The following is a 23,193-nucleotide window of genomic DNA, read 5'->3' on the forward strand; positions in this document are numbered from 1 at the left end:
ATGCCGCACGCGACACACACCGGGAACGCCGGGAACGCCGGGAACACCCGGGCCGGCGAGGGGGGCCGGGCCGCCGCGGGGGCCACCGCTTCCGGCGGCGGCTTCATCGAGCTGGACGGGGTCGAGAAGGTCTTCGAGGTGCGCCGCAGGACCGGCCTGTTCCGGCGCGAGCGGCGGCAGGTGCGGGCGGTGGACGGGCTGTCGTTCACGGTGGCGCGCGGCGAGATGGTCGGCTACATCGGCCCCAACGGCGCCGGCAAGTCGACGACGATCAAGATGCTCACCGGCATCCTCACCCCGAGCGGCGGCCGGCTGCGGGTGGCCGGCATCGACCCGTCCCGGGAACGCACCCGGCTCGCGCACCGCATCGGCGTGGTCTTCGGACAGCGGACGACGCTCTGGTGGGACCTGCCGCTGATCGACTCCTACCGGCTGGCGCACCGCATGTACCGCATCCCCGACGCCCGTTACCGGGAGAACCTCGACCGCTGTGTCGAACTCCTCCAGCTCGGCGCCCTGTTGGACGTGCCGGTACGGCAGCTCTCGCTGGGCCAGCGGATGCGCGGCGACATCGCGGCGGCCCTGCTGCACGATCCGGACGTGCTGTACCTGGACGAGCCGACGATCGGCCTCGACGTGGTCTCCAAGGCCCGGGTGCGGGAGTTCCTGCGGGAGTTGAACGCCGAGCGGGGCACGACGGTGCTGCTGACCACCCACGACCTCCAGGACATCGAGCGGGTCTGCTCCCGCGTGATGGTCATCGACCACGGCCGCCTGATGTACGACGGACCCCTCGACGGCCTGCACCAGGCGGGCGAGAGCGAACGGACCCTCGTGGTGGACCTGGAACGCGAACTGCCGCCCATCGACGTGCCCGAACCCGCCCGCGTCGTCCGCGTCGAGGGGCCCCGCCAGTGGGTGGCGTTCCCGGCGTCGGAGTCGGCCGCCGACCTCGTCGCCCGGGTCGCGGCCGGCCATCCGCTGGTCGACCTGTCCGTGCGCGAGCCCGACATCGAATCCGTCATCGCCAAGATCTACGCGGAACGGACGAGCGCGTAGTGCCCGGGGCGCCGAACTCGTAGGCTGCTGTCCATGACCGACGACGTACCGGAGCTGCGCGCATCCGACGCCGACCGTGAACGAGTCGCCGAGGTCCTGCGGGACGCCCTCGCCGAGGGCCGCCTGGACATGGCGGAGTTCGAGGAACGGCTGGACGCGACCTACCGGGCGCGTACCTACGGCGAGTTGACGCCGATCACCCGTGACCTGCCGACCGGCGCGACCGTCGCGAGCGCCGCGCCGCGCTCCGAGGCACCGGCCCGCGCCGAGGGCTGGGCGAGCCGGATCACCGGCGGTGAGGGCTCCTCGTCCTGGGCCGTGGCCCTGCTCTCCGGTTTCCAGCGCCGGGGGCGCTGGACGGTTCCCAAGCGCTTCACCTGCTACGCCCTGCTGGGCGGCGGCGAGGTCGACCTGCGGGACGCGGACTTCGCCGAGCGCGAGGTCGTCATCACCTGCGTGACGGTCATGGGCGGCGTCAACGTGATCGTGCCGCCCGGCGTCGAGGTCTCGGTGAACGGTTTCGGCGTCATGGGCGGCTTCGACCAGCGCGAGGACGGGGTCGCCGGGGACCCGGGCGCGCCGCGCGTGATCGTGAAGGGCTTCGCCTTCTGGGGCGGGGTCGGGGTGGTGCGCAAGCTGCCGCGGGCCGAGAAGCAGCGGCTGAAGGAGGAGCGCCGCCGGGAGAAGAGGGCGCGCGGCGACCGGGACCTGGAGGGGGGCTCCGGGCGCGGGATGCTGGAGGGCCGGGGGGAGCGGTCCGACCCGTTCGGCAAGGACGGGCAGGGGTCGCGGGAGACGGAGCGGGAGCGGCGCGAGGACTGACGTCGGGCGCCCGGGGAGCCTGTCCGGGGCGCCGCGATGCCGTGAGCCGGGGTGCCGTGAGCCGGGGTGCCGTGACGCGGGGCGCCGCGGCGGAGGCCGGGAGCGTGCCGCGGGTGTGCCCCGGACCGCGCCGGCCCCCGCTCGGAGGCGGACTTCCCGCTTCCCGGACCCGCTCAGAGGCGGGCCGGGGCCGCCCCCTTCAGGCTGCGCAGGTCGAGCACCTCGGCCATCCGCTCGTAGCCCCGGTCGTTGGGGTGCAGGTGGTCGCCGCAGTCGTAGTCGGCCCGCAGCCGGCGCGGGTCGTACGGGTCGCGCAGCGCCTTGTCGAAGTCGACCACCTCGTCGAAGACCTTCCCGGAGCGGATCCGCGCGTTGATCTCCTGCCGCATGGTCTCGCGGGCGGCGGTGTACCCGCCGTGCCCGCCGAACGGCGTCACCGTCGCGCCGACGACCTTCAGTCCCCGGGCGTGCGCCAGGTCCACCATGGTCCGGAGCCCTTCGAGGACGCCGTCCCGGTCGGCCAGCTCGGGGCTGTTGAGGATGTCGTTGACGCCGAGGGCGATGACGACGGCCTTGACGTTGGTGCGGCCGAGGACGTCCCGGGGGAAGCGGCTGACCCCGCTCGGGTTGTCGGCGGGCCGCCCGGACCGGCTGGTCAGTACGCGGTTCCCGCTGATCCCCTGGTTGACGACGCTGTAGCGGGGCACGTCGGCACCGGCCTCGGCCGCCGTGCGCAGCCGCTGCGCGAGGTGGTCGGGCCAGCGGTGGTTGGCGTCCACCGTGGACGCGTACCCGTCGGTGATCGAGTCGCCGAAGGCGACGACCGTCCCCACGGCCTCGTTGCTCAGCACGTCCAGCGCGGTCAGGTAGCGCCAGTACGGCGTCTGCTGGCCGTACGGCGCTGCCGTCGGGTCCTCGGTGTGGTCGCCGTCGGCCAGGTAGCTGGTCTGCCGGGCGAAGGGGTGGTACGTCACCGGGCCCGACGTACCGTCGGAGAAGAGCGTGACCAGCACGTCCGCGCCGTAGGGGACGGGGACGCGGGCCGCGTCGCTCATCACCTCGCCGCCCGGCGGGACGACGACGCGGGCGCTGCCGCCGAAGGTGAGCCGGCGCATGCTGCCCGGGGCCGCCGCGGCCGTGCCGGGGCCCGCGGCCAGGGCGAGCGAGGCGTGCGAGACGGTCAGCGGGGACTGGCCGTAGAGGTTGGAGAGGGTGATGCGGGCGGCGGTGCCGCCGACGGAGACGTGGACGACGTTGCGGACCGAACGGCCCGCCAGTCCGGTCGTCTCCGTGCCCGGTTCCGCCGCCGCGGGGGAGGCGGACCAGGCGCCGACCCAGGTGCCGGTGGACGCGGGCGCGGCTTCGTTGTGGGGCAGGCGGCTGCCCGCGGGCTGTGCGGCGCGGCTCTGCGCGCCACCGCCGGAGGAGGTGGTGGCGTAGATCGCGGCGGAGATGGCGACGATCAGAGCGACGATCGCGGCCAGCAGGGCACGGTGTTGGGTGGGGCTGACGCTCGCACCCCGGTCACGACCCCGGGTCATGCTGTGTTGTTCTCCTCGGGCGAGGGGGAGCACCGAGGCTCCGGTCCGATGTGCCCATGATGGGGCATGGGCCGGGTGGAGGGCGCGGGGACCCCGGGCCTTCTCCCCTCCCTCAGACGCCGGGAACGGATGATCCGTTCCGTCCGCCGGTCAGGAAGGGACAATGGTGAGGTGACGGACCGGCGACGGGTGGAGCGGATGGAACGGGCGAAGGCGCGGCCTGCGGAGGACACGGGCGCCTCCGACGGGCGCGGCCCGGAAGGGCGCGGCCCGGAAGAGCGCGGGGCGGAAGGGCGCGGGGCGGAAGGGCGCGGGGCGGGCGGGGCCGGTGGGACCACCGGGGCCGCCGGTACCGACGGGACGGAGGGGGGCGCCGTCGCGGACCCCACCGCGAGCCCCGCCCCGGGCTCCGCCTCCGACCCCGCCCCCTCCGGCGGTGCCCCCCGCCACCGCTCGATGGCCGTCTTCAGCGCGGCCGACGAGGAGAAGCGCCGCGGCGTGCGCCGGATGAAGATCACCGCCACCGGCCTGCTGCTCTTCGTCGCCCTCGTCTACGTCCTCGCCGAATGGGCCTCTCACCAGGGCGCCGGCCCCTGGGCGGGGTACGTCTCCGCCGCCGCCGAGGCCGGCATGGTCGGCGCGCTGGCCGACTGGTTCGCGGTCACCGCCCTCTTCCGTCGGCCGCTCGGCCTGCCCATCCCGCACACGGCGATCATCCCGCACAAGAAGGACCAGCTCGGCGTCTCGCTGGGGGAGTTCGTCGGCGAGAACTTCCTCTCCGAGGACGTGGTGCGACGGCGGCTGCGCGCGGTCGGCATCGGCAGCCGCCTCGGCGCCTGGCTCGCCGTGCCCGAACACGCCGACCGCGTCACCGCCGAGCTGTCCGCCGCCCTGCGCGGCGCCCTGACCGTGCTGCGCGACTCCGACGTCCAGGCGGTGGTCGGCGAGGCCGTCACCCGGCGGGCGGGCGCGCGGGAGATCGGCCCCGGCCTCGGCAAGATGCTGGACCGGATCGTGGCCGACGGCGGCCACACCCGCGCCGTCGACCTGGTCGTCACCCGCGCCCACGACTGGCTGGTGCTGCACGGTGAGTCCGTGATGAACGCCGTCCAGGGCGGCGCCCCCGGCTGGACCCCGCGCTTCGTCGACCGCAAGGTGGGCGAACGCGTCTACCGCGAGCTGCTGCGCTTCGTCACCGAGATGCGTGACATGCCCGCCCACCCGGCGCGCGGCGCCCTCGACCGCTTCCTCACCGACTTCGCCTCCGACCTCCAGTCCGACACCGAGACCCGGGCGCGGGTGGAGCGGCTGAAAGCCGAGGTGCTCGCCCGCGACGAGGTCCAGGACCTGATCGCCTCCGCCTGGACGGCCGTACGTTCCATGATCGTGTCGGCCGCGGAGGACGAGCGCAGCGAACTGCGCACGCGGGTCCGCGCCGCGCTGCTGTCGCTGGGCGCCCGGATGGCCTCCGACGCCCGGGTGCAGGGGAAGGTGGACCAGTGGGTGGAGGGCGCGGCGGTGTACGTCGTCACCACCTACCGCCGCGAGATCACGTCCCTGATCACCGACACCGTGGCCGGCTGGGACGCCGAGCACACCACCCGGAAGATCGAGGCGCACATCGGCCGCGACCTCCAGTTCATCCGCATCAACGGCACCGTGGTCGGCTCGCTCGCCGGGCTGCTGATCTACACGCTCTCCCGCATATTGGGTGCGTAGCCCCGGATCGGGCCCCTCCCCGGTGCGGGGTGTCCGCGCGGGGGAGGGGCGCGACGGCGAGGGAGCCATGCCGGCGCAGTCGTCGGCCCGGTGCCCGCGCCCCCTCGGGACCGTCACCACCGCCGTGCCGGCGCGGCTGGACCGGCCGCCCTGGGAGGGCGTCCGGGGCGGACGGGGACGCCGGGGGTGAGCAGACGCCGGGAGCGGGCAACGCGAGGGTGTGAGGCCGGGTGGGCCGGCCGTGAGGAGGCGCACGATGACCGTCCGCAGGATCGTCCCCGACATCCCGGTCGTGTCCGGGGAGCACCTGGACGCCAACCGGGACTTCTACGGCCTCCTGGGCTTCGAGGAGGTCATGCACCTGGGCTGGGTGACGACCCTGGCCTCCCCGTCCAACCCCACCGCCCAGATCAGCTTCCTCACCGAGGACCCCGGCGCGCCGGTCGTCCCCGACCTCAGCGTCGAGGTGGCGGACGTCGACGGGGTGTACGCCCGCCTGGCCGCGGCGGGCGCCGAGATCGTCCGGGACATCCGGGACGAGGAGTGGGGCGTACGGCGCTTCTTCGTCCGGGACCCGAACGGGCGGGTGGTGAACGTCCTCACCCACGGGGCGGGCGGGACCGGGGGCTGACCCGTCGGTGCGGCCCCCGGGACGGGTGCGCTCAGGGCGCGGCGGACCGCGGTGTCCGGGCCCGCGGGGCGCGGTGGGCTCAGGCCCGCCGGCCGGCGACCGCCCAGGGGGTCAGGGCTCCGCCCTGCCGCCCTCCTCCGCCTCGCGACGCACGGCACCGGACCCCCCTCCCTGATCCGGCCTGATCCAGACGAAAGACCCTGGGCTCCGGCAGCCCCGCCGACCTGGAACCGCCCGGCCGCGACGACCTCATCGCGTACGGGCCGCTGCTGTCCGACGCCGGGGACGCCTGGCTCGGCACGGCGGCGCTCGTACGGGCACCGGACGCGCGGGCGGCGCGCGGGCTCCTGACGGCGGAGCGGTACGCCGCCGTCGAGGTGCACCGCCGGGAGGCCGGCGGCCGGCGGTGACAAAGAGCCACCCCACTCACCCGAACGAGTGAGGCGCAGGTCACACCCTCGGTCGCGGTCGGTGTGTCACATCCGGAAGCGGTGTTCCGTCGTCAGGAGGCAACGCGCAACGGCGCACCAGCGACACCCACGGAGGACGCCACGATGGACGCCCGTCTCGACCTGTTCGGCACCCCGCTCGCGGGCAAGGTCCTGCGACACCTCAACTCGGCGAGCAAGGTCATCGGTGACTCGACGCTCCCGGCCGCCACACAGGAACTCGTGAAGATCCGCGCCAGCCAGATCAACGGCTGCGGCTTCTGCCTCGACATGCACACCAAGGACGCCGCGAAGGCGGGGGAGACCTCGCTGCGCCTGAACCTCGTCGCGGCCTGGCGGGAGGCCACGGTCTTCACCGACGCCGAGCGCGCCGCCCTCGAACTCGCCGAGCAGGGCACCCGCGTCGCCGACGGCACCGGCGTCTGCGACGAGGTCTGGGCGGAGGCCGCCAGGCACTACGACGAGGAACAGCTCGCGGCCCTCGTCTCCATCATCGCCGTGATCAACGCCTACAACCGCCTCAACATCCTCACCCGCCAGCCGGCCGGCGCCTACGAACCGGGCATGTTCGGCTGACGCTCCGCGAAGCGCCGTCGCGCTTCAGGCAGCCACCTCGTCGATCTCGCCGATGTGTGCCTGTAGCGCGCCGGTGAGGTCTTCCAGCCCGCCTTCCGGCGGGACGAAGCCGAACGTGGTGCGCCGGGCGTCGGGGCCCGTCACGTCCTCCTTCGCCAGGAGACGCAGCGCGCGGTGCCGTTGACTCCGCTCACGGCCGGTGCCCGGCCGTGGCATGACACCCAGGCCACGGGCACCGGCACCACTCGGGGAACCGGGAACAACGGCCGGCCCAGGGACCAGCGGCTCTCCCGGGGCATCTCCCTTCGGCAGCGGGTCCGCTTCCCCGACGAGCCGAGGGGGCGCGCCCCACAGCCGAGGACCGCGTCCTGAAGCGGGACGTCACCGGGGTACGCGGACAACCCCGCGCCACCCTCGGTCTCACTGTCACCGACGGTCAGCGCGCTGAGCCGTTGAATCCGGCTATGGCATCGGGAAGCTCGGCCAGGCTCCCGATACGGAAGGTGGGCAACTCCCTGGCGTCGGCGCCGTTCCACTGGATCGTGGCCCAAGGGCCACGGCGCACGAGCGCGGTGGCCATGCCGGACCGCCGGGCCGGCCGGACGTCGTTGTCGCAGCGGTCGCCGACGTAGAGGATCTCCCCGGTCTCGAAGGGCGTGGCGTCGGCGACCCGCGTGAAGAACAGGGGATCCGGCTTGGCGGTGCCCCAGTCGTCGGACGTGCCGATCAGATCGACGTCCTCGGCGAACAGTTCCCGCAGGATGCGTCCGGCGCGCACGGTCTGGTTGCCGGCGATCCCGAGCCACAGCCCGTCCGCGCGGAGCCGCCGGAGGGTGGGCCGGACGTCGTCGTACAGGTCCTCCTCCCCGAAGGTCTCGGCCTGGCCCGCGGCCACCCTCTTCTCGCGCTCGGCGTGGAGGTCGAACCCGGGGCGGAACTCCTGGAAGGCATCCCGGTAGTCGCGCCCCTGCGCGATCACCGCGCCGAAGACGGAGTGGAAGGTGTGCCGTGGCACGCCGAGCCAGTCGGCCCACGTTCCGTACTCCCGGGTCTCGTCCACGAGGCACTCACCGACATCGAAGACCACCGCGCGAATCACGCGGGCAGGTTACCGGGAGGGGCCCGGGGCCGGGGCCTCTCGGGAGCACCGAGGACCCCTGTCGGAACTGTCGACTACGGTCGTCGTGGCGTCGCATCATGATGAGGTTTGCATCTCTCACAAAGCGGACGTCTCATCGAGAAGGCAGGACATGGTCAGCGAGTGGCAGTTCGAGGTCCCGACCGCCGGCAGCAAGCGGCTGCCTCCGGATGGGCGGTACATGGAGGCCCTCAGCAGCCAGGGCTACGGCTTCGAGGCCGCCATCGCCGACCTGGTCGACAACTCCATCGACGCCGGATCCCGGAACGTCCTCGTCCACTTCCTGCGTGACGCCGAGGAACTCGTCAGTCTGGTGATCGTGGACGACGGCAAGGGCATGAACGAGGACGAACTCGACGTGGCCATGACCGTCGGTGGTCGGCGCGGTTACGGCGCCGGGTCGCTCGGCATGTTCGGCACCGGCCTCAAGTCCGCCTCGCTCAGCCACGCCGACTCCGTGACCGTGGTGAGCCGAACCAAGCGGAGCCGGCCCGTGGGACGGCGATGGCTGATGGAGCACGCCAAGCAGGGGTTCGAGTGCGACATCATCGACCCGACCTACGCCCAGGACTTCGTGGACTTCTACCAGGGGCGCCCCATCCACTTCCAGGGCACGATCGTCCGGTGGGACGGCGTCAAGGACTTCCCGAGACACGGGGGCGGCGGCCAGACGGATCGTTACCTCCACCGGACGGTGAACCGCCTGGGCCTCCATCTGGGACTGCACCTCCACCGCTTCCTGGCGCGCGAGGACTTCCACATCACCGTCTCGGTCCAGGACGTCCGCACCGGCATCGAGTACGCGAACTACGGAGTGGAGCCCCTGGACCCGTTCGGTTACCCCGTCCCCGGCGATCCGACGTACCCCAGCGCCTTCACCGCGCGACTGCCCACGCTGGGCCCGCTCACCCTGAACGCCCACATATGGCCGCCCCAGTCCTCGCTCGACGAGTACAAGGCATTCGGCGCGGTGGCGGAGCGGGAGGGTTTCTACTTCTACCGCAACGACCGCCTCGTGCAGGCCGGCGGGTGGAACAACTACCGCCAACCCGAACAGCACCTGGCCCTCGCCCGCGTGGCGGTGGACCTGCCGGACGACCCCGACGCGAGGGTGTTCCGGCTGACGGTGAAGAAGGACGGCGTGCAGGCGTCGCCCGAGTTCGTCGGATCACTCGACTCGGCCGAGGACCCCGGGGGCCGTGCCTTCACCGACTACCTGGCGAACGCCGAGCGCGTGTACCGGGAGGCCCGCAAACGGGCCGGCGTCACCCGCAGACCCGCGCTCCCGCCGGGGCGGGGCATCGATCCTCAGGTCCGTCACGTGATCGAGGAGGAACTGCCGGTGCTCACCCACGACGAGCCCGTGCACTTCCGTTGGCACAAGCTGCCCAACGACAAGTTCTTCGAGATCGACCAGGAGGCGCACCTGGTCCTGCTCAACCAGCACTACCGCGCCGCCCTGCTCGGCGGGCGCACCGGCGCCCTCAACGACGCCCCCGTGGTCAAGACCCTCATGTACCTCCTCATGCAGGACGCCTTCCAACGCGAGCGCATGGGCAGCCGCCTCAAGGACAACATCGAGCTGTGGCAGTCCGTGCTCGTGGCCGCGGCCCGCGCCGAACTCGACCGGATGGCCGACTGATGGCGGCCGACACGGTGGACGGCGGCTCCGCGGCGGACGCGACCACCGAACCCGGCGGCCGTGTCCCGGTCGAGCTGCCGTGGAGCACGGTCGAGCACTACCTCGGAAGTGGCCTCGCCACCGGCTACCGGCTGTCCGCTCCCGGGGAACCCCTGGTCTCCTACGAGATCGAGGACGCCGGTCGAGGTATCGCCCTGCACGTGGAACTCGGCGAGCGGCACCGCCTCCCGCGCTCGACGCTGCCCGCCGTACGCGTCGACCAGGTGATGTGGCGCGAGCGGCGTTTCGCCCGACTCACCACTCCCGACCTCGGGCTCCTACGCGACTTCCACGACCTGCTCCTGGCCGTCGCCGGCCGTCTCGTCGTCGAGGGCGGGTCCTTGAGCCGGGCCTTCGACGAGACCGTGCACGGATGGAGTGCCCTGCTCGGCAGGTCGCCCCGCATGTCCACGGAGCGACGACTCGGCCTCCACGGCGAACTGGCGGTGCTCACCCGGCTCGCCCGATCCGTCGGCTGGCGCGCGGCCCTCGACGCGTGGGTCGGACCGAGCGGGGAGGAACACGACTTCGCCCTCCGCGACATGGACCTGGAGGTGAAGACGACCGCGTCGGAATCGCGGCGACACACCATCCACGGGCTGGGCCAACTCTCCGCCGCTCCGGGGCGTTCGCTGTGGTTCGCCTCCCTGCGCCTGACCCGGGGCGGCACCGGGGGACGCACCCTGCGGGAGTCGGTCACGACCACGCGCGACGACGTCGCCGCCGAGAACATCGCCCTGGGCCACCGACTGGACCGACTCCTCGCCGCGTCGGGGTGGCAGCCCGAACAGCCCGACGACGAGCGCTGGACCCCTCGGGACGGCCCGCTGGTGCTGGCGGCCCCCGCGATGCCCCGACTCACCGCGGACGACCTGCCGGAGAAGGCGCGCGGTCGCGTCGAGCGGGTCTCCTACGTCGTCGACGTGACCGGCCTGCCGCCGACGGCCGCGCCCCCACCGGTCGGCGACCTCCGCGACCTGACCCTGCCCTGACCGCCCCGACCCGACATCGCCACCCTTTCGGCCCCGAGGAAGACCATGACCACCGGTTCCCCCGACGACCTGCTCCTGCGGTTGCACACCGCCGCCCTCTCGGACATGCGCACCAGCCGCCCCAAGAAGCTGCTGCGCGCGCTGCGCTACCAGGCCGAGGACCTGCCGGAGCGGGCGCACGACCTGGCGACGGAAGAGGCGTTCACCGACGCGCTCGAAGGCTCCGGAGCGACCGATCCCCTGGTCGAGGCGTGGCGCCGCAGGCTCACCGAGTGGGACTTCGTGAAGGATCCCGCCTGGTCCCGGGCGCCGGAGCGCACCGCGGACCGCCGCGGTGACGTCTACGGCCTCCTCGACCTCTCGGAGCGGACGCGGAAGCTGCTGGACACCCTGGTGCCGGTCTCCCGCGTCGAGGCGCCCGTCGTGATCACGGACGAGTTCACCCCCTGGTACACGCCCGGGGCGGAGCGGGGTCGCCCCTGGTACTGGGAGTCGTACCGCTCCTGCCTGGAGGGCAAGGGCTGGACCCCGGAGGCGGTGGCGAGTCTCGACGCGGCCTCCGACGCGGTCGTCGAACGGCTGGCCGACCCGACGCAGCCGACCGCCTACCAGTCGAAGGGGCTCGTGGTCGGGTACGTGCAGTCGGGGAAGACCGCCAACTTCGCCGGTGTCATCGCCAAGGCCGTGGACGCGGGGTACCGACTGGTCATCGTCCTCGGCGGCACGCTCAACATGTTGCGGGCACAGACCCAGAGACGCCTGGACATGGAACTCGTCGGACGCGAGAACATCCTGCGCGGCGCGAGCGAGTTCGAGTCCGACTACGCCGACGACCCTGCCTGGAGCCAGGGGAGGTTCGTCTCCTTCGGTGACCTCCCCTCCGTCCTCGGCGGCTTCGACATCGTCCGGCTCACCACCCGGGACGACGACTACCAGAGCCTGCTCCAGGGCATCACGGCCCTGGAGTTCGAGAAGCAGGAGCCCGCGCTCCCCCTCCACGACCCGCGCAACCTGCACCGGTCGAGCGCCCGTCTCATGGTCGTCAAGAAGAACAAGGGCGTGCTGACGAAGCTCGTCCAGGACCTTCGCAAGATCAAGACGCCGCTCTCCGAGATTCCCGTCCTGATCGTGGACGACGAGTCCGACGAGGCGTCCGTCAACACGTCCAACCCCACCAAGACGGACGCCGACCGCACCGCGATCAACCAGAAGATCTCCGAACTGCTCCGCATGCTGCCGCGCGCCCAGTACGTCGGCTACACCGCCACCCCGTTCGCCAACGTCTTCGTCGACCCCAGTGACAGCGAGGACATCTTCCCCAAGGACTTCATCGTCTCCCTGCCCCGGCCCGAGGGGTACATGGGAGCGCGTGACTTCCACGACCTGGACTCCCCCGTCCCCGAGGAGGAACGCACCTTCGCCAACTCCAACGAACGGGCCCACGTACGGGACATCCTGGTGGAGGGCGACGGCGACGACGCCTGCCTCCAGAGCGCCATGGACATGTTCGTGCTGACGGCGGCCATGAAGCTGTACCGCGAGGACCGGGGCGGGCTGGGGGACAGGTACTTCCAGCATCACACCATGCTGATCCACGAGTCCGTGCGCACCGACGTGCACCGCGAACTGCTCGGGCAGGTCACGCGGTTGTGGTGGAACGCCGGGTACATGGGGCCGTCCGGCCACGAGCGGCTGCGGACGCTGTTCGAGACGGACGTCGCCCCCGTGTCGGAGGTACGCGCCGGCGGGCACGGCGTCCCGTCCTCGTACGAGGAGTTGGCCGCGTACGTCGGACCGGCCGTCACCCGCATCGGCGGCGACGACAAGCCGATCATCGTCGTCAACGGCGACAAGGACATCGAGACGGGCCAGGCCGACTTCGACAAGCGGTCGATCTGGAAGATCCTCATCGGCGGGCAGAAGCTGGCCCGGGGGTTCACCGTGGAGGGGCTGACCGTCTCCTACTTCCGTCGCCGCGCCGGGAACGCCTCCACCCTGATGCAGATGGGACGTTGGTTCGGCTTCCGCGAGGGATACCGCGACCTGGTGCGCCTCTTCCTCGGACGGGCCGAGACCGTGGGCGCCAAGGAGATCGACCTGTACGCCGCCTTCGGCGCCATCTGCCTCGACGAGGAGAACTTCCGCACGGAACTGCGGCAGTACGCCACGGTGATCGACGGGCGACCGCAGGTCACTCCCGACCGGGTCCCCCCGCTCGTCTCGCAGCACCTGCCCTGGCTGAAGCCCACCAGCCCCAACAAGATGTACAACGCCCGTCTGGTCTCCGTCGATTCGTCCGGGCAGTGGCAGGAGCCCACGGCCTATCCGACCAAGGCCGCGGATCTCCGGCACAACACCCACCTGTGGGCCCCGGTGTTCGACGCGCTGCCCGCGGACCTCACGTCGTTCTCCTGTCACTTCCCCGCCGACGGCGAACGGCCGGCCGTCACCCACCGCTTCGACGCCTTCGTCGGCCGGCTCGCGCCCGCCGACTTCCTCGCCCTGGCGCGGGACACCCGGTGGGGCGCGCCCTCCCAGTTCGCACCCCACCTCGCCTACCTCACCGAGATCACCGAGGCGGCCACCCCGCTGGTCGACGACTGGCTGGTCCTCGCGCCGCAGCACGCCAAGCGCGGAGCCCGTCTGAAGCTCGGCGGTTCCGGGCGCGACCTCGCCTGGTTCGGGCGGGACCGACGCAGGCACCCGCTCTTCGGTGCCATCAGCGAGCCCAAGCACCGCGGCTCGGCCCTGCGCATCGCGGGCGCCCTGGCCGACTCGGGGGACCCGGTGACCGAGGGCCTGGTGGCTCCCCGCCGAGGTGTGGTGATCCTCTACCCCCTCGTCGAGCCCAGGCACCGGTCCGAGATCGCGGCCGACGGTCGCCTCGCACCCGAGAAGATCGTGACGGCCTTCTCCTTCGTGGCCCCGTCCACCGCCCGCCGGGCCGACGGGAAGGTGTTGCACTTCACCACGTTCGACTCCTCCAAGGAGGGAACGCCGATCATCGACACCCGATGAGGTGACCGCCGGACGGGGCGTCCGTCCGGCCGTTACGCTGCCCGTTCGGTGAGGTTCGCACGAGTGGGGGAACGTGTCGCACAACGGGGGAATCGGCGAGGGCGGGGCGCGGTCACGGCTCACCTCGTTCGAGGTGTGCGCCGGTGCCGGAGGATTGGCGTCGGGGCTGGAGGAGGCCGGATTCGATCCGGTGCTCCTCCTCGACAACCGGCCGGTCGCCTGCGAGACGCTGCGACTCAACCGCCCGAGGTGGGATGTCCGGGAGACGGACCTCCTGGACTTCGACCCGGCCGCGGAACCGCAGGTGTACGACGTCGACCTGCTGGCCGGCGGCCTGCCCCGGGTGAAGTCCCCGGCCGCCGCGGTCCGCACACGCGGCGACGACCCGGAACTCTCCGTGCTGGCGGCGGCCGTCGATCTGGTCTACGGCGTGCAACCCCGCGCGCTCCTCCTGGAGAACGTGTCGGATCTGGTCACCAGGAGCGAGTACGAGGAAGTCCGCGCCGAGGTGGCCGGCGAGTTGGAGCACCTGGGCTACCGGCATCGGTGGCACGTGCTGAACGCCAGGGACCACGGTGTTCCGCAGAGCCGGGAGGTCGGTCTGCTCGTCGCCTTCAAAGGGGACCTGATCGACCGGTTCGCCTGGCCGAAACCGCACGTCGGCCCACGGCCGAGCGTCGGACGGACCCTGCGCGACTCGATGGCGGCCCGCGGGTGGACCGGCGCCGCCGCGTGGGCGGACCAGGCGGACGTGACCGCCCCGACCATCGTGGGCGGTTCCTGGGAACGAGGGGGAGCCGACCTCGGTCCCACCGGCGCCAAGAGGAGCTGGGCACGGATCGGGGTCGACGGAGGCACGGTGGCCGACGACGTACCTGACGCCGACTTCGTGTGGAACCCCGCGGCGGGACGCGACGGGATGGTGCCGCTCACCGTCGAGCAGGTCGCCGCGTTGCAGGGTTTTCCGCCGTCCTGGCGCATCGCGGGCCGCAAGACCGCCCGCCACCGTCAGGTGGGCAACGCCACGCCCCCTCCGCTCGCACGCGCCCTGGGCGAAGCGATCGCCTCCGCCCTGCGGGCCCCGGCGACGGCCCCGGAGCACGACCTGTGATCGGAAGGTGATCACGAGACATCCCCCGGGAGGCGAACCGTCGGGTCCGCGATCGTTAGACTTGCGCCCCATGAGCCCCACGCCGTCCGACCGGTCCCCCTGCGAACGATTCCGTATGGTGGACCTCTTCGCCGGACCCGGTGGGCTGGACCTGGCGGCCGAGATTCTGGACGTGCCCTCGATCGGCATCGAGTGGGACGACGACGCGGTGAGCACCCGGCAGGCCGCCGGTCTGCGCACGCAACACGGTGACGTACGTCTCTTCGGGCCGGGTGACCGCCGGTTCGCGGACTGCAACGTGCTCGCCGGCGGACCGCCCTGCCAGACGTTCTCCATCGCCGGGAGCGGGACCGGCCGCAAGGCCCTCGACCTCGTGACCCGCTTCATCCACCGCATGCACGACTGGTACGACCGTGAGAAGGCGGGCCTGCGGGGGGAGACCTGGGAGGACATCCAGCGCGAGCTGGACGAACTGGAGGACGAGCGCACCGGGTTGGTCCTCCAACCACTGCGGTGGGTGTTGGAGGCGATGCTGCGCCCGCGCCACGGCGGCGACGAGCCCCGGCCCTTCGACGTGATCGTGCTGGAGCAGGTCCCGTCGGTTCTCCAGGTGTGGCACGAGTACGAGAAGGTCCTGCGTGCCGTCGGCTACAGCACCTGGGCCCGCGTCTTCCACACGGAACAGTACGGCGTGCCCCAGACGCGCCGGCGGGCCGTGCTGGTGGCGCGGCTCGGCGACCGGTCGGCCGCCGAGCCGGCACCGACCCACCAGCAGTACCGCAAGGGCGTCCGCCCCGCGGAACTCCCCCTCGAAGGCGTGCGCGCGCCGTGGATCTCCATGGCCGACGCGCTGCGGGAGGTCTACGGACACGTGGCGGAGGCGACACGCCGCGACCTGCCCTTCCGAGTCGTCTCCAACTACGGGTCCGGCGGCGATCCGAAGGCGAGAGGGCGCCGTGACTCGAACGAGCCGTCCGCGACCATCACCGGCAAGTGGAAGCGCAACCGGATCGTCAGCACGGGCACGCCCGAGATCGACCTGGACCGACTCCGCAACGAGGAGGCGGGCGTCCTCCAGAGCTTCCCCTACCGCTACCCCTGGCGGGGAAGCGACCCGGCGCAGCAGATCGGCAACGCGGTGCCCCCGTGGTTCGGCGCGCACGTCCTGAGCGCCGCCCTCGGCTTCGAGGTGCCGGGCGCGCGACTGCGCGAGCGCCTGCTGTGCTGGAAGCCCGGGGAGACGGCCCCGGTGCCGGCCGCCCGCGAGGAGAAGGTCCTCACCGGGCACCTCGGCTGATCCGCGAGCCGCCTCACACGGTGTGGGGCGGAAGGTCCTTGTCCAGGCTCACCCCTCGTGGCGCGGGCACGGTCGGTTCCCGCGCGGACTCCGCGGTCGACCCCGCGCCGGCGCCCCGGCGACGCAGGGGGGCCTCGACGCGCAACCTCTCGAAGAGGGGGAGCAGCGCCCGGACGGAGGCCGCGGGGACACGACCGTCGTCGGGGCCCTCCGGAAGCCGGTTCCACGGAACGGGCGGCGCGTGTTCCGCCTCCGCGATCCAGGCCTGGAGTTCGTCGAGGAGCGGTGGCCCGTCCGGTGCCAGGACGTCGTAGACGAGGGTGCTGCCGGCGGCGTTGACCGCGGCGGACAGTGCGTTGACGTGATCGCCCGGTCGTGCGACCCCGGAGGAGAACAGGGAGTCGAACACGGACAGCAGGGCGTGCGCCGTGGGGCGGTGGTCGACGACGTCCAGGCGCAGCGTGGTGTTGAGCACGTCCTGCACCCGGCAGGCGATCTCGACGGGCCGGTAGTCGGGTCCGTCGCGGAAGAGTTCGGCGGCCCACCAGAGCCGGGAGAAGCACTGCGTGTAGTGGGGGCCGGCGAACCGGGAGGCCTGCGCGATGTCGGCGCCCTTGTGACGCCAGACCACGTAGTCGGGGGCGACGACGACCGCCAGGTGGTTCCACAGTCGGCCGTCGCCCGCCTCGGCGCGTGTCATGCGCAGCGTGGCGTGCAACCGCGGGGCGAGCCAGCCGTCGGCGGCCGTCCGGTCCTCCGCGAAGCGGTGCGTCGCCTCCTCCAACAGTTCGCGGACCGGTTCGGTGCGCCACCGGACCGCCGCGGCATCGGGAAGGGGCACGCTCGCCTTGCGGAGGGCGACCTGGGGCGGGCCCTCCTGGCCGGACTGCAGGCCCCGGCCCAGGTACTTCGCCACCGCCGCGTCGGGCAACAGCGCCAGTGTGGGCGGTACGTCGAAACCGAGGTGGCGGGGCATCAGTCGGTGATCCTCTCCGCGCCGTCGACGGCGCGTACCGCGGTGGTCAACTTCCGGGCGACCCGCGCGCGCCGGCCCGCCGCGTACTGGATGCCGGTCTGCAACTCGGACCAGCCGAAACCCTTCGCGCGTCGTTCGTCGATCTCGTACAGCGCGTCCGTCGGCTGCCGTCCCGGCAGGACGTCCGGCAGCATCGCCCGCAGCACGGACTCGCGCCAGCCGGTGGGCATGACCGGGGTGCCGTCCTCGTCCACGTCCAGGTCGTTGACGGCGGTGTGGAACATCGCGGTCCAGGCGTCGTGCGCGATGTGGGACGCCGTCATCTCCCGCAGGGTCCTCTCCGCGGGGGAGCCGCCCCGACCGGAGAGCACCTCCATCAGTCCCTCGACGGCCGCCGTGTTGAGGTAGACGACCGGCATGTCCCCCGAGGTCTCGACGATCCACGGGGAGTCCTTGTAGGGGCGCAGCCACTCCTGCGGTCCGTCGCGGAAGTCGGCCTGGACGATCTCGATGTCCCGCTGCCTCACGGGGGCGGCCTCCCGGAGGTCCACGTACCAGTCCCGTTCGTCCGTCGCCACCAACCGACCGGGCACGCCGTCGACGGTGGCGACGATCGCCAGCGACAGTGTCGCCCGGCGCAGGTGGCAGGCGTGCGCGAGGACGATCGAGCCGGTGTGGGAACCGTCGGCCTCCCGGCGCAGCCGGGCCGTGGTGCGCGCGTTGGTCGCCTTCTCGGTGAGCACCGCGAGGCACACGACGTCCTCCCACGGCCCTTCCCGCAGTTCGTCGTCGGGCAGCCTCGCGCGCAGGCCGAGGACGGCCTCCTGCCAGTCGGCCCGCCCGGTCTCGTGCAGGGCGACCACCCGTTCGGCGGGGGACACCTTGGTGTAGGGCAGCGGTTTGCCGTCGACCGAGACCGACACGACGTCGCACACCACGTCGCCCACGAGGGTGGGGTAGGGGAACACGGGCTTCACGCCGCACCTCCGCGGGCCTTGGGCACGTCCACCGTCAGACGGGCGTAGCCGGCTCGTACGGGGTGCGTGGTCGGGTCGGTCACGGCGCTGAAGACGGCCGCGCGCACGCCGGGTTCGACGACGATCGTGCCGTTCTCGGCGCGGCAGGTCTCCGAGCCGACCAGCATCTCCCACTCGACGGCCGGACGGCCGCCGGAGCGCACGTCGAACTTGGCGACCGGCGCCAGCACCCACGGGTCGTCGGCCTCCGGCAGGCGCAGGTGCACGGTGACGTGCCACGCCCCGCGGTCGTCGACCCGCGCGTCCACGTTCCGGACGGTCGGGAACGACTGGGTCCGTCGCGCCCCGCCCTGCCCCGGGGAATCCAGCCGCAACAACTCGCGCAGGACGGCCGGTCCGCCCGTCCGCGCGATCTCCCGCCTGCCGACCAGGTCGCGGACGGTCCTGTCGATCGCCGCGCGGAACTCCTTCAGCCGGGTCGGGGCGCCCCGTTGGTACGTCGTGGTCAACTCCTCCGTCCGGTCCCAACGGTCGTGCTCCGGTGGTTCGGAGGCACGCAGGAACGCCTCGGCGAGAGCCACGTCCTCGCCGTCGCGCCCGGTCGCGTACCCGGCGAGGAGGACGGCCTGGAACGAGGGGGTGCCCAGCGGCAGGTCGCGTGGCCGCAGCTCGGTGATGGTCATGCGGCTGCCGCGCATGCACACCACCCGGTTCACATGGGTGTCGTTCTCGTCGGCGGGGGTGAGCAGCAGCGTCGCCAGATGCTCGCGGCCCTTGTCCCGGGAGCGCCCGATGTCCTTCAGGGGCGTGACGATCAGCGGCACGTCGGCCCGTACCACCTGCCCGGCGGTGGTCAGCTCCTCGACGGTGTCGCCGTCCAGGTACGCCTGGAGGGCGCGGGAGAGGGCCGGATGGTGGTGGTGCGGGTCCACCTGTTGTTCCGGCAGGTAGACCTCGCCGTTGCGCAGCGTGGTGACCCGGGCGTCCAGCAGGGGGGCGGCGGACCGTCCGCCGATCATGGCCGCCCAGAAGTCGTTCGCCAGGGACCGCACGATTTTGTCGTGCATGTCCTGGAGCGACTCGGTGTCGCCGGAGGCGTCGTGGGCCCCGACGATGAGGAAGGACGTGCCGGGGCTGTCCCCGGTGCGTTCGAGGTGCAGGGAGCGCAGGGTGTCGGCGTCGGCCCACCAGGAGCGGGAGACCCCTCGGTGTTCCGGGTCGGTGTCGGGTTCCCCGAGCCAGGCCGGGCCGGCGTACGCCACGCCGTCGACCTCGTGCCACGGCAGGTCCACGCGTCCGATGACGCGGCCCTCGGTGCGGCCCTCGTGGGGTTCGGACAGCGTGGAGTTGACGAGTACGAGCCCGAGGCGACTGGTCGCCCAGAGGGTGGCCTTGCCCAGCCCGTAGGACCCGCCCGCGCGTCCGGCGGCCACCTTGTGGCTGTCGAGTTGGCGCCGGACCACCGCCGCGAACCTGCCGTCGCCGTATTCCGCGCCGGTGAGACCGGCCGCGTTGTGGTCGTCGACGCGCAGGACGCGCAGCCTGCGTTCCCGGCTCAGGTCGTCCAGGGCGGAGCGCAGACTGCGCGAGACCTTCCGGTCTCCCTTCGCCGCCTCCTCGTAGTGGGGCAGGAGGGCGTCCCAGCGCAGAGCCGCGAGGAAGGCGTCGAGAGGGGCTCCGTCGAGTTCGTGCAGCGTGTAGTGGACCCGCACGGGGGTGCGCGGGTCGTGGCGCTCGTCCAGAGAGTTCTGTGTCGCCTCGCGCGCCAGCACCGACAGGTCCGCGTCGAAGGCGAACGCCGCCGCGTTCCCGTACTCCCGACCGCCGTCGGCGTGGGCCGGGCGGTGGTGCCAGCGCACCGGTCGCTCGACGGGGACGTCCACGGTGCGGGTCACGACGGAGGCCAGGTCGGTGCCGAGGATGTCGGCGATCAGCGCCTTGGTCTCCTCCCGTGGTTCGGCGCGGTCGTTGACCCAGGCGGAGACGGCGGCCCGGGTCTTGCCGAGCCGCAGCGCCAGATCGGCCTGGGACATGTCGGCTCGGCGCAACTGGCGCTTCAACCAGGGACCGAAGGCCTCGCCGTCGGTCCCCCGCCGCGACGGTTCGAGCATCGTGGACGTTCCCCTCCCCCTGCCGGCCTCCGTACGGCCGGTGACGTGGAGGCCCAACCTAACAAACACGTTTGACGGTGGACGCCGAGTGAAAGGAGGTTTGACGAGGAGACGTGGGTCACGGTCGGCGGTGGCGGTGTGTCGTCCGCCGGCAGGGCCCGACCGGCCCTGTCGAGGGTCACGCCGGCGGGGAGGCGGCGGCCCCGGAACGGCGGTTCGCCCTGGCGAGTTCGCGCTCCGCGCGGCGCTCCGTCACGATCTCCCTCACCCGATCGGCGGCCTGGATCGGGTCCTCGTGCTCCCACACGCGTACCGCCAACCAGCCGGCGGCCGCCAGTCGTTCGTCGGTGTCGCGGTCGCGGCGCCGGTTCCCCTCGATCTTCGTGCGCCAGAACTCCGCGTTGTTCTTCGGCCAGGTCGCGTGTGTCGGGCACCCGTGCCAGAAGCAACCGTCCACGAAGACGGCGACCTTGGCGGGACTGAACAGCACGTCCGCCTCCCGCCGCACGCCCGGCAGCGGCCGTCGATGGACCCGGTAGCGCAGTCCCGCCGCGTGCAGCGCCCGCCGCAGGGTGAGTTCGACCTCCGTGTCACGGCTCTTCTGCCTGCTCATCCGCGCCCGGGTCCGCGCGGTGGTCCTCACCGTCCGCACCACCCTCCACCGGACCCCGATCCCCCGACGGGGACCGCAGGTTCGCCGTGTCTCATCCCTCGACCCCGTGACACCCCTCGTACGCGCGGGTGGTGCCGCACCAGCAGGGGGTGCCGCGCTGGGGTGGCCAGGGCACGGCGTGGCCTCGGGCGGCGAGGGTGGTGGCGTACTGGGGGAGGAGGGAGGCGTCGGCGGGGGAGGCGGCCTCGGAGGCGGCGAACGCCTCGTACGAGGGGACCGTGCCGTGGACGACGCCGAGGTTGGGGGTGCCGGAGGCGGCGAGGTCGCGCAGGGCCGTCTCTATCGAGGCGAGGTGCTCCTCGCGGGAGGGGTACTCGGCGGCCAGCGACGGGTACGCCCCGGTCAGTTCGGCCAGCTCGCCGGCGGGCCAGTGGAGCATCGCCACCGGGAAGGGGCGGGACAGCGCCGCCCGGTAGGCGCCCAGTTCGGCGCGGAGCCGGGACAGCTCGGCCTCCAGTTCGGCCGGCTCCTCCGAGCCCAGCGACCACACGCGCTTCGGGTCGTGCAGTTCGTCCAGGGTGACCGGCAGGGAGTGCAGGGTGTCCGCCAGCCGGTCCCAGTCGTCGTGCGCGGCGCCCAGCATGCGCCGCACCCGGTGCCGGGCGACGAGGAGCGGGCGGGCCGCGTGGGGCGGTTCCGCCACGCCGGTCAGGACGCGGCGGGCGCCCTCGGTCAGCGTCTCGTGCGCCGCTTCCAGCTCGTCGTGGGTCTCCAGCGACTCGGCCACCACCACCCAGGGCGCCGGATCGGCCGGCGACGCCGTGCGGACGCCGTCGATGATCGCCCTGGCCTCCGCCTCGTGGCCGTACTCCCACAGGTTCGCCGCCTTCAGCGCGCGGACCAGGGACGGGTTCTCGGCGCCGTCCGGCGAGGAGAGCAGGCGGTCGTAGAGCGCGGTGGCGGCGGGGCGGTCGCCGCCCAGTTCCCGGTGGGCGGCGGCGCGCAGCAGCAGCGCCTCGGCGTCCTCGGGGTACAGGCCGGCGGTCCGCTCCAGACGGGCGGCCTCGGCGGCGTGGTCGACGTGTGCGGCAGGCGTGTCGGGGCGCATGGGGGACACCGTACTGCCGCCGGGTGACGGAGGGCAGGTGTCCCCGGGGCCGGCCCCGGTGGGAGGGGGGCGGGGGGGGAAGGCCGGGGCGCCTCCCGCGCCGGGCCCTGTATAACTGGGGGACGAGCGGATGGGTCGGAGGAACGGTTCCGTGCTCCGCCGGGCCGGTGCGGTCCGGGGTGCCGGCCGGGACGGCGACGCCGGAAGGAGGGGTGCGGGTGAACCGGGTACGGTCGCTTCCGCGGCCCCTGCTCGCGCTGCTCTTCGTGCTGCTGCCCGTCGCCCTCGTCGACGCCGGTCCGCTCTCCCTCGCCGTCGGACTCGCCGCCACCGCGGCGGCCGGTGCCGCGCTCGCCGCGTGTGCCCTCGCCGCCGCCCGCCGCGCGCCCGTCGTGGCCCCCACCCGGGTGCGCACCGCCCTCCGCGACCGGGACCGCCGTACGGCCTTCCTGCCCCAGCGCGATCCCGACGCCCCGGGCCGCCGACGGCCCCGGGCACCCGGGCGTGCCCTCCCGGCGACCGCCGCGTAGGGCGTCTCTCCCTCACGTCAGGTGAGGTCCCGCCCCGCGCGGGTCGTCATGCCGCCTCTTTCCACCCGGCACGACGAGACCCCCGGAGGGCTCACCCGCTCATGTCCGTTTTCGCCGATCTGGTCGGCCGCCTCGCCGACCTGCTCCAGCCGCTGTTCGGCGCGTCCGCCGCGGCCGCCGCCATCGTCCTGTTCACCGCCCTGGTACGCCTCCTCGTCCACCCGCTGTCCCGCGCCGCCGCCCGCGGCCAGAAGGCGCGCACCGCGCTGGCCCCGCGGATCGCCCAACTGCGCCGCAGGCACGGGAAGGACCCGGAGCGGTTCCGGCGGGCCGTCATGGAACTCCACGCAGCGGAGAAGGTCTCCCCGCTCTCCGGCTGCCTGCCGAGCCTCTTCCAGCTCCCCGCCTTCTTCCTGCTCTACCACCTCTTCTCCAGCACCTCCGTCGGCGGCCGGCCCAACGGCCTCCTCGGCCACCGGCTCGTCGACGCCCCGCTCGGCGGCCGTCTCGCCGACGCCCTCTCCGGCGGCGCGGGCCCCGGTGCCGTCCTGGTGTACGGGGTGCTGCTGGCCGTCGTGGCGGTCGTCGCCGCCTTCGGCCACCGGCTCGCCCGGCGCGCGGCGGCGGACCGGCCGGCGCCGCTCGCGGACGAGGGGGAGCGGGTGCCGGGGCTGGGCGCGGTCGCCAGGGTGGCGTCGTTCACGCCGTATCTCACGCTCGTCACCGTCGCCGTGGTGCCGCTCGCCGCTGCCCTGTACGTCGTCACCAGCACGGCGTGGAGCACCGTCGAACGGGCCGTCCTGCACCGGTGAGCGGCCTTCCGGCACGCGGCCGGTACGGGGCA

At 73.0% G+C, this 23,193-nt stretch carries 19 protein-coding genes and 1 pseudogene; 13 read left to right on the forward strand and 7 right to left on the reverse strand.

Annotated elements, in window-relative coordinates:
• Window positions 1-1,059 (forward strand): ABC transporter ATP-binding protein, encoded by a 1,059-nt coding sequence (locus VM636_RS19380; RefSeq protein WP_234340434.1) that lies wholly within the window; start codon window positions 1-3, stop codon window positions 1,057-1,059.
• A gap of 33 nt (window positions 1,060-1,092) precedes the next feature.
• The gene (locus VM636_RS19385; RefSeq protein ID WP_030418409.1) at window positions 1,093-1,881 is read left to right on the forward strand and encodes a DUF1707 domain-containing protein; all 789 of its coding nucleotides are present in this window, start codon (window positions 1,093-1,095) and stop codon (window positions 1,879-1,881) included.
• Window positions 1,882-2,054: 173 nt separating this feature from the next.
• Here the strand turns inward: VM636_RS19385 and VM636_RS19390 are convergent, their stop codons facing one another.
• A complete protein-coding gene (locus VM636_RS19390) occupies window positions 2,055-3,422 on the reverse strand; it encodes an SGNH/GDSL hydrolase family protein (RefSeq protein ID WP_030418408.1) in 1,368 nt (455 codons plus the stop codon).
• A gap of 456 nt (window positions 3,423-3,878) precedes the next feature.
• Between VM636_RS19390 and VM636_RS19395 the strand changes: the two genes are divergently transcribed.
• From VM636_RS19395 to VM636_RS19410, 4 genes and pseudogenes are all read left to right on the forward strand, one after another.
• Window positions 3,879-5,141, forward strand: coding sequence for a DUF445 domain-containing protein (locus VM636_RS19395; RefSeq protein ID WP_030418407.1), 1,263 nt, complete (start codon window positions 3,879-3,881; stop codon window positions 5,139-5,141).
• Between the two features lie 256 nt (window positions 5,142-5,397).
• Complete coding sequence (locus tag VM636_RS19400) at window positions 5,398-5,772, forward strand: VOC family protein (RefSeq protein WP_338485224.1); 375 nt, start codon at window positions 5,398-5,400, stop codon at window positions 5,770-5,772.
• Between the two features lie 200 nt (window positions 5,773-5,972).
• Window positions 5,973-6,182 (forward strand): annotated as a pseudogene (locus tag VM636_RS19405) (hypothetical protein); the annotation flags it as partial.
• A gap of 144 nt (window positions 6,183-6,326) precedes the next feature.
• Window positions 6,327-6,797 carry a carboxymuconolactone decarboxylase family protein gene (locus VM636_RS19410; protein WP_030418405.1) on the forward strand — a complete coding sequence of 157 codons (471 nt, stop codon included), beginning with the start codon at window positions 6,327-6,329 and terminating at the stop codon, window positions 6,795-6,797.
• Window positions 6,798-7,233: 436 nt separating this feature from the next.
• Here the strand turns inward: VM636_RS19410 and VM636_RS19415 are convergent, their stop codons facing one another.
• Entirely contained in the window at window positions 7,234-7,896 is a 663-nt protein-coding gene (locus VM636_RS19415) for an HAD family hydrolase (RefSeq protein WP_338485225.1), read from the reverse strand.
• Window positions 7,897-8,047: 151 nt separating this feature from the next.
• Here VM636_RS19415 and VM636_RS19420 point away from each other — a divergent pair, with 151 nt between their 5' ends.
• The 5 genes from VM636_RS19420 (at window position 8,048) to VM636_RS19440 (ending at window position 16,034) form a co-directional block, all read left to right on the forward strand.
• Window positions 8,048-9,577, forward strand: a complete 1,530-nt coding sequence (locus tag VM636_RS19420) for an ATP-binding protein (protein WP_030418403.1) — start codon at window positions 8,048-8,050, stop codon at window positions 9,575-9,577.
• Entirely contained in the window at window positions 9,577-10,608 is a 1,032-nt protein-coding gene (locus VM636_RS19425; RefSeq protein WP_158786371.1) for a PD-(D/E)XK motif protein, read from the forward strand. The genes VM636_RS19420 and VM636_RS19425 overlap by 1 nt, the downstream gene beginning before the upstream one ends.
• A gap of 45 nt (window positions 10,609-10,653) precedes the next feature.
• Window positions 10,654-13,626 (forward strand): Z1 domain-containing protein, encoded by a 2,973-nt coding sequence (locus VM636_RS19430; RefSeq protein WP_338485226.1) that lies wholly within the window; start codon window positions 10,654-10,656, stop codon window positions 13,624-13,626.
• Window positions 13,627-13,699: 73 nt separating this feature from the next.
• Complete coding sequence (locus tag VM636_RS19435) at window positions 13,700-14,737, forward strand: DNA cytosine methyltransferase (RefSeq protein ID WP_338485227.1); 1,038 nt, start codon at window positions 13,700-13,702, stop codon at window positions 14,735-14,737.
• 70 nt (window positions 14,738-14,807) lie between these two features.
• On the forward strand, window positions 14,808-16,034 hold the full coding sequence (locus VM636_RS19440) for a DNA cytosine methyltransferase (RefSeq protein WP_107091376.1): 1,227 nt from the start codon (window positions 14,808-14,810) through the stop codon (window positions 16,032-16,034).
• Window positions 16,035-16,047: 13 nt separating this feature from the next.
• On the opposite strand, the gene VM636_RS19445 is transcribed toward VM636_RS19440, so the two are convergent.
• From VM636_RS19445 to VM636_RS19465, 5 genes are all read right to left on the reverse strand, one after another.
• Window positions 16,048-17,010 carry a DUF6339 family protein gene (locus VM636_RS19445; RefSeq protein WP_037857346.1) on the reverse strand — a complete coding sequence of 321 codons (963 nt, stop codon included), beginning with the start codon at window positions 17,008-17,010 and terminating at the stop codon, window positions 16,048-16,050.
• Entirely contained in the window at window positions 17,010-17,987 is a 978-nt protein-coding gene (locus tag VM636_RS19450; RefSeq protein WP_053913951.1) for a hypothetical protein, read from the reverse strand. The genes VM636_RS19445 and VM636_RS19450 overlap by 1 nt, the downstream gene beginning before the upstream one ends.
• Window positions 17,984-20,098: a helix-turn-helix transcriptional regulator gene (locus VM636_RS19455; protein ID WP_053913952.1), complete on the reverse strand. Its 2,115-nt coding sequence runs from the start codon at window positions 20,096-20,098 to the stop codon at window positions 17,984-17,986. The genes VM636_RS19450 and VM636_RS19455 overlap by 4 nt, the downstream gene beginning before the upstream one ends.
• A gap of 178 nt (window positions 20,099-20,276) precedes the next feature.
• Window positions 20,277-20,750 carry a very short patch repair endonuclease gene (locus VM636_RS19460; protein WP_199825495.1) on the reverse strand — a complete coding sequence of 158 codons (474 nt, stop codon included), beginning with the start codon at window positions 20,748-20,750 and terminating at the stop codon, window positions 20,277-20,279.
• Window positions 20,751-20,802: 52 nt separating this feature from the next.
• Window positions 20,803-21,819, reverse strand: a complete 1,017-nt coding sequence (locus VM636_RS19465) for a hypothetical protein (protein ID WP_338485228.1) — start codon at window positions 21,817-21,819, stop codon at window positions 20,803-20,805.
• Between the two features lie 218 nt (window positions 21,820-22,037).
• Here VM636_RS19465 and VM636_RS19470 point away from each other — a divergent pair, with 218 nt between their 5' ends.
• Both VM636_RS19470 and VM636_RS19475 read left to right on the forward strand, forming a co-directional pair.
• Window positions 22,038-22,349, forward strand: a complete 312-nt coding sequence (locus tag VM636_RS19470) for a DUF6412 domain-containing protein (protein ID WP_030418393.1) — start codon at window positions 22,038-22,040, stop codon at window positions 22,347-22,349.
• A 101-nt stretch (window positions 22,350-22,450) separates the two neighbouring features.
• Window positions 22,451-23,161, forward strand: coding sequence for a YidC/Oxa1 family membrane protein insertase (locus tag VM636_RS19475; RefSeq protein ID WP_338485229.1), 711 nt, complete (start codon window positions 22,451-22,453; stop codon window positions 23,159-23,161).
• Window positions 23,162-23,193: the final 32 nt, after the last annotated feature.

Origin of the sequence: Streptomyces sp. SCSIO 75703 (genome assembly GCF_036607905.1) — a bacterium.
In the GTDB taxonomy this organism is placed as follows: Bacteria; Actinomycetota; Actinomycetes; order Streptomycetales; family Streptomycetaceae; genus Streptomyces.